Origin of the sequence: Bacillus sp. S4, assembly GCF_040838205.1 — a bacterium.
GTDB classification, from domain to species: domain Bacteria; phylum Bacillota; class Bacilli; order Bacillales; family Bacillaceae_G; genus Bacillus_A; species Bacillus_A cereus_U.
In genome coordinates this window covers 1-6136 of the sequence record NZ_JBFPJI010000201.1, presented here as the reverse complement: position 1 = coordinate 6136, position 6136 = coordinate 1, and the positions used below count along the sequence as shown (strand labels likewise).

Below are 6136 nucleotides of genomic sequence, written 5' to 3'. Positions count from 1 at the left end.
GAAGATATGGAGGATTTTTTCAAACTTAAAGAAAAAGTGTTCATTTCTTTAAATTCTTATCAAGGTAAATTTACAATTGATGAGAATAACAAAGTAAAACGGTATACTGAAAAGTATGATCACAAACTAAACAAACCGGCTTCTCATTCTACTAATAAATATAATTCAGGCGAAGCAAATTTATTAAATGATACTTCCTTAGAAACTACATTACCTGATATGGAAAATCAAATTACTAGTAGTTTGAAAAATAATTAAGAGAATAATAGTGTTTTCATGAGATATGTAAAAGTAAAAAAGAAGCCGTCCAAAAAGTATTCTGGGACGGCTTTCTTTTAGTAATAGGTTTTGTCATATTTTGTCGTTAAGTCGATATAATGTGAATTGTGTTCGATATAATTTCATTTACTATCGTTATCTTAACAAAAAGATTAAACTTTTGGGACAGCCCCTTTTTACGCTACGCTGTTATTTTTTCTTCTTTTTTCACAACTACAGCTACATAACTATGCAATATCATTCCGACAATAACGAGGCTCATTCCAATCCACGATAAAGAAGACGGGATTGGAGCAGATAGCCAGATGAGCTCTCCTACTAGCGCGAATAAAACTTCGCCGGACTGTGTCGCTTCGACTGTTGCTAATTTTTGCGGATCATCTTTTACAAGATCTGTCGCATAGAAGAATAATACTGTCGCAATTAAACCTGAACTAATCGCAACGATAAAACATTGAAAAACTTGACTACTTGACGGTAAACCGCTTGTAGATACTTCGTAACCAGAAAGTAAAAACCAAAATGGTAAACTTGCTAATGTCATACCGAGAACCCGCTGGAAGACATCTAATTCGCCCTTACATACTTGCATCATTTTTCTATTTCCAAGTGGATACGCAAACGCTGCAATGAGTACAGGAACTACACATAAAACAGTTTCACGAATCCCTAAAGAAGAAGCGTGTTCTACTTGCATGAGAACAACACCGAATAAAATAATACCTGACATTACTAATTCCTTCATCGGAAGTTTTTTATGTAATGGGTCTACCGCGAAAAATGGTGTTAATAAAATCCCTGCGACTATCGTAATTTGCCAAGTTGAAGCAACGAGCCACCCCGGTCCAAACGCACCCACGAAACTAAGCGGTGCATAAAAGAGACCAAATCCAACAATACTCCATAACAACCATTCTTTCGGATTGTTTTTCATATATTGAAAGAGTTGTTTTAAGTTCCCTCTATACATGACAATAAGTAGTAGCATTGGAACCATAAAGTAATACCGTAGTGATGCACTCCAAATCCAACTTCCACCTTCTAAGTCCATCGATCGGTTTAACACAAAGGTAAAGGCAAAGAAAAACGATGCCAATATCCCAATTGCAATAGCTTTCATCTTAAAACCCCTTATATAGTTTCTCCTTTTACTATATAACAAAATGAATATAATTAATATTCAAAAATCTCATTATAGATGTAGTCTTTAAAGAAACAACACCATATTTTCATCATCACTATACACACCATTCATCTTTATAGCTCTTTTTTCAATTGCATACGTTTTAAAGCCCATTGATCCATATAACTTTTTTGCTGGTTCGTTTGTGGATACAACACCTAAGTTCAATTGCTCTAGTTCTATTTCTCTCGCTCTTTGAATTGCATTTGCAATTAACTCACGTGCCAAACCGTTCCGTCTATTTTGTGCATCTACATACATCGCAACGATATGACCTTTATGCTTATACGCCTCTTTCTCTTCTGTTAGTAAAGTGACAACTCCAGTTAATTGATTTTCTTCATTAAAAGCACCGAATGTACAGCTAGTATTAGATGTTAAATTATTTGCAACTCGCTCAAGAGGATTTTCTTGCCGTACCGCTTCTTCATAAGTTGTTACAAATGCCTCTGGATTTACTTGTAAGGCTTGTAAACGTAAGTCCCAATATTGCTCCGCATCTTCTTTAGTAAGTAATCGAATCATTTTCCCCATCCCCTTTAAGTTTACATAATATTTTTATAGACTATTGAATAAAGATTGATATTCTTCTTTTAACATACTATAACGATAGCGATGAATGAACTTACCTTGACGTAATCGATCATTTCTCATTATTCCTTCACAAACAAATCCAGCTTTTTCATAACTCTTTCTAGCTTTTAAATTATCTTCGTCTACTCGTAGCCAAACTTTTTCTAATTGGAATTCAGAAAAGCCGATTTGTAACATACTGTATAGAGCTGCCATTCCATATCCTTTACCCCAATATTCTTTATTTCCAATTGCAATCCCTAGTTCGGCATTTTTATTTGTATTATCAAAGTTTTTTAGGTCCACCCATCCAATGTGTATACCTTCCTTTGTAACGATAGCTCGTTGTTCATAACCATTCTTTCGACTTATGCATGCTTCAATCCACCTTCTCGTATCTTCACGAGTGAACGGTGGATATTGATTTGGTACAACTAAATGCTTTGTTACTTCTGTATCTAATGACCATTGATATCGATCTTCTACATTGTCTAGTGTCAATTCTCTTAATTGAACGAATGGTATATTCACTTTGCTATCCCCTTCTCATTTCCCTATAGAAAAGCCTTCGAACATTCTTCCTCCGTATTGATCTAGCGTGCTTTCTACAAAAGTAATTAATTCATTTTTCTCCTCTGTTTTATAAAAATGATCAAAAGCCGCTACAAAATGTTCTGCATATTGCTCGTCATACCTTCTTAACACTCTAATAAACCATTTTGAATTTCCAAGCCATTGACCATTTACCCTTAAAACATATTCATGTACTAAATCAGCTAATAAATTTGCGATGAACAATTCTTCTTCTCTCTTTGTTGCACCAATGAAGTCATCCAAAGTATCCGTAATAAAATAGCGTTTCTGCTTCATCGTTTCTTCTGTCCATTTTTCTGGTCCTTTATTTAATAAATCATTCGCTTCTCTTTTGAGTATCTTTACAATTTCATCTTTTCCTTTTAACACAATACCTTCTGAAACTAATTGAGGTAATGAAGGTCGTCCGCGCTCACAATCACTTTTGAAAAAGGTTTTATACGTTTCAAAATTATGTACGAATACTTCAACAGGCCAACCATTACTATAGAAAGATTCTCTATAACAAGATGACAAACTTTGGTCAAATATTACAATATCAAGGTCAGATGTTTTCGTAGCCTCTCCTCTAGCAACACTTCCCCCTAGTAAAGCAACATCACAATTCGAAAATTGTGATGTAATAATACTTCGTGCCGCTTCAATTGGTTTCATAGCCTTTCTCCTTCTCTTATTTTACTTTCTTCTTTTCAGCTCTTTCTCGTGTCTTTTTAATATAGGATTCTGCATCTGGTGTTTTGCATGACGTTTCACCGTGATCAACTTCTACTTTTCCAACTTCACGTGAGATTTCAATTGCTTGTTGCTCTAAAGCTTCATTTCGAACCCCTACCGCAATTAAAGCTCTATTCATCGCTTCTCTTTTACGATTTTTTTCATTATGTATATGAACTTTAATTTCTTCTAAATACGGTAAGAAAAAGTCATCGTCTAACGTTTTATTTTTTATTGCGATATTCGCTAATAATGACCAACCAGCTCTTCCAATCCATTCATCATCAGACTTCGTCCATTCTTCCATTCTTTCTATCGCGATTGGCGACGTACATATAGCTGTCATAAGAACGTCCATTAAACAATAATAATCAACATCTTGAACCCATCTACTTAGCTGTTCTGACGTTAGTTTCTTCGGATCTAAAACCATTGTTGCTAAAGTCATTGCGTCCATATTTTTTGTTTCCCATAATGAGATTGCTAAATCATGATCTTTTTTTATCTTCTTTTTCAACAATTTTAAATTTGCAAAACTAACTCCAAATAACGGCTCTTTCGCCCCATGGTTTTTATACGTCTTACGAGTTTGTTCTGTCCCATATTCTTCCAGTTGTTGCATTACTTCTTCAAGTAACATAGGTCCACCTCTTTTATATATTTTGTTGACTTCACATATGTATGTACGATATATTCTACATTACTTTTTGGTTTTCCTATATTTATTTTTTAAATACGGTATGTGAAATTTTAAAACTGGCCTCAAAAAATCTTTTCATCTTTTTAGCCCATAACCATTTCACTTCCTAAGCAATGCAGTATAAGTTGGTCCAATCTATATCGTTGGACCGATAATCTATTAATAAGAATGACCTTTCTAAAGGAATGTTTAAAACGTATAAAAGCCACTTTCCTTAAATGAAGAGAAAAGGGCTTTTATAATTTAAAGTTACTTATTTCTATTTTTATGCTGTAAATTTTACTAATCCGCAATTACTCATTTTCTTTTTTCTCTTTTCTTTCTTCGGAAGGTTCTTCAGTTGGATCTGGCTCCTGTTCATCCTTTTTATTTAACTCATTATTTTTTTCTTTAGAAGGATCTTGCTGTTTATTCTCATCCTGTTTTCTTTGCTCAGAAGGTTCCTCCGTTGGATCTGGTTCCTGTTCATCCTTTTGAGCTGTATTACACCCAAATAGCAGTCCTACTGTAAATATGCTTGTCATACATATAGAAAGTATTTTTTTATACTTCAATTAAAGCACCTCCTAAAATTAATATCCTTTGTAGTGTTTCCTATTAAAGATTAAGATTATCCATTTTTTTATCCCATTTATTCAAAACGCAATTATTATAAAATCTTGCATACTTTTGGACAAACTTTTTTGCGCTTGTAAAAAAGTTTTTTTGCATTTCCCCCTCTAAAATTGCTAATATAGTAGAGTAGAACTTTTATAGAGAGTAGGAAAATTATGCACAATGGAATTCGGATGACAACTTTAATGAAAAGGGCTCTGTTGATTTGCGCCGGGGTATTATTTACATACGAAGCTGCTTACGGATCAACACATATCGCTCTAGCAAGTACAGAGGATGACGCTAAGTCTGTTCAACTTGTAAGTGAAATTCAAACATCCCTTGCTCCGAAAGAAGCTCCAAAGCACTATAATGGGCAAGTTAGAAAAGTCGCTTACTTAACATTTGACGATGGTCCTGGAAAATACACAGCTGAGCTTTTAGATATGTTAAAGAGCGAAAATGCAAAAGCAACATTCTTCTTAATTGGTTCAAACGTGAAAGCTTTCCCTGATCTTGTAAAACGTGAAGATGCTGAAGGCCACTATGTTGGGATGCACAGTATGACTCATAACTACAAGAAACTTTATACAGAAGGTCACTACGTTGATGAAATGAAGGAAGACCAAGGCTTAATCGCTGGAGTTCTAGGTAAATCACCAGTATTAACTCGCCCATCTTACGGCTCAATGCCAGGATTAAATGAAGCCCTTCGCAACAAAGTTGTTGAGAACGGTTTAAAAGTATGGGATTGGACAATTGATTCATTAGACTGGAAATACAACAAAATGCCAATTGATGCTGCTTCAGCTAAAATCGTAGAAAACGTTCTAGCTGGTGCTACAAATCCAACAGAAGTTATTCTTATGCACGATATTCATCCACAATCAGTTAAAGCAGTACCTGGAATTATTAAAGGGCTGAAAGAAAGAGGATATGAATTAGAAAGCTATCATGAGAACGAACACTTCCCATTAAACTTCTGGCATGATAATCGTATTTAATGAAAAAGACTTGATTTCCTCTAGTAGGTTATCAAGTCTTTTTATTATCGTTTTGGGAATTTCTTTCGCTGCTCTTCAATAGAACGAATAATATTCTCTCTATTATCTTGAGTGATACTGATAGAGAATTCGTACTCCTCTTCCTTACACCATGAGGGATTAAGTTCCAGCGATAAGCGAATGATAAGGTGAAACTCCCCATCTTTTTCTCCCATAAATTCAAACGCTAAATTTGGCTCGATGAAATCTAGTTCGTTATATGTAGGGTTTGGTAATGCTTGAAACCATTTTATCATGTACTGTAAGTCGAAAGTTTGTAAAAATGGATCCATCGTTTCAAAAACTTTATTTTCTTCTGATAGTTTCGCCTTTACTCTTAACCAATTTCTATCACACTCGTCTTTTGCATCTTTATATTGGTAATTTACAACCTCTAAATGTAATGATATTTTTTCATTTTTAAAATTCATGAATATCCCCCTTCTATCTCTGGAT

The 6136-nt window shown here is 34.4% G+C and carries 8 protein-coding genes and 1 pseudogene; 2 read left to right on the top strand and 7 right to left on the bottom strand.

The genetic code is table 11. The annotated features are described in order from the left end of the window. A pseudogene (locus tag AB3X48_RS16230) lies at positions 1 to 258 on the top strand (hypothetical protein); the annotation flags it as partial. A gap of 202 nt (positions 259 to 460) precedes the next feature. Here the strand turns inward: AB3X48_RS16230 and AB3X48_RS16225 are convergent. The 6 genes from AB3X48_RS16225 to AB3X48_RS16200 all read right to left on the bottom strand — a co-directional run bounded on the left by AB3X48_RS16225 (position 461) and on the right by AB3X48_RS16200 (position 4597). After that, on the bottom strand, positions 461 to 1399 hold the full coding sequence (locus tag AB3X48_RS16225) for a DMT family transporter (RefSeq protein WP_367959735.1): 939 nt from the start codon (positions 1397 to 1399) through the stop codon (positions 461 to 463). 87 nt (positions 1400 to 1486) lie between these two features. After that, positions 1487 to 1987 carry a GNAT family N-acetyltransferase gene (locus AB3X48_RS16220; RefSeq protein WP_016105156.1) on the bottom strand — a complete coding sequence of 167 codons (501 nt, stop codon included), beginning with the start codon at positions 1985 to 1987 and terminating at the stop codon, positions 1487 to 1489. 33 nt (positions 1988 to 2020) lie between these two features. Then, positions 2021 to 2566 (bottom strand): GNAT family N-acetyltransferase, encoded by a 546-nt coding sequence (locus AB3X48_RS16215; RefSeq protein ID WP_002110439.1) that lies wholly within the window; start codon positions 2564 to 2566, stop codon positions 2021 to 2023. 15 nt (positions 2567 to 2581) lie between these two features. Continuing rightward, positions 2582 to 3283 (bottom strand): nucleotidyltransferase domain-containing protein, encoded by a 702-nt coding sequence (locus AB3X48_RS16210; protein ID WP_002200154.1) that lies wholly within the window; start codon positions 3281 to 3283, stop codon positions 2582 to 2584. 16 nt (positions 3284 to 3299) lie between these two features. Continuing rightward, a complete protein-coding gene (locus AB3X48_RS16205; RefSeq protein ID WP_088099150.1) occupies positions 3300 to 3983 on the bottom strand; it encodes a DNA alkylation repair protein in 684 nt (227 codons plus the stop codon). Positions 3984 to 4336: 353 nt separating this feature from the next. Further along, a complete protein-coding gene (locus tag AB3X48_RS16200; protein WP_002161418.1) occupies positions 4337 to 4597 on the bottom strand; it encodes a hypothetical protein in 261 nt (86 codons plus the stop codon). 216 nt (positions 4598 to 4813) lie between these two features. On the opposite strand from AB3X48_RS16200, the gene AB3X48_RS16195 reads away from it, so the two are divergent. Further along, positions 4814 to 5641 carry a peptidoglycan-N-acetylglucosamine deacetylase gene (locus tag AB3X48_RS16195; RefSeq protein WP_088099151.1) on the top strand — a complete coding sequence of 276 codons (828 nt, stop codon included), beginning with the start codon at positions 4814 to 4816 and terminating at the stop codon, positions 5639 to 5641. A 44-nt stretch (positions 5642 to 5685) separates the two neighbouring features. Here the strand turns inward: AB3X48_RS16195 and AB3X48_RS16190 are convergent, their stop codons facing one another. Next, positions 5686 to 6111 (bottom strand): WapI family immunity protein, encoded by a 426-nt coding sequence (locus AB3X48_RS16190; protein WP_016105161.1) that lies wholly within the window; start codon positions 6109 to 6111, stop codon positions 5686 to 5688. Positions 6112 to 6136: the final 25 nt, after the last annotated feature.

Coding starts and splice junctions, on each gene's coding strand:
- AB3X48_RS16225 (WP_367959735.1), bottom strand. CDS start 1,399: ATGAAAGCTATTGCAATTGGGATATTGGCATCGTTTTTCTTTGCCTTT.
- AB3X48_RS16220 (WP_016105156.1), bottom strand. CDS start 1,987: ATGATTCGATTACTTACTAAAGAAGATGCGGAGCAATATTGGGACTTA.
- AB3X48_RS16210 (WP_002200154.1), bottom strand. CDS start 3,283: ATGAAACCAATTGAAGCGGCACGAAGTATTATTACATCACAATTTTCG.
- AB3X48_RS16205 (WP_088099150.1), bottom strand. CDS start 3,983: ATGTTACTTGAAGAAGTAATGCAACAACTGGAAGAATATGGGACAGAA.
- AB3X48_RS16195 (WP_088099151.1), top strand. CDS start 4,814: ATGCACAATGGAATTCGGATGACAACTTTAATGAAAAGGGCTCTGTTG.
- AB3X48_RS16190 (WP_016105161.1), bottom strand. CDS start 6,111: ATGAATTTTAAAAATGAAAAAATATCATTACATTTAGAGGTTGTAAAT.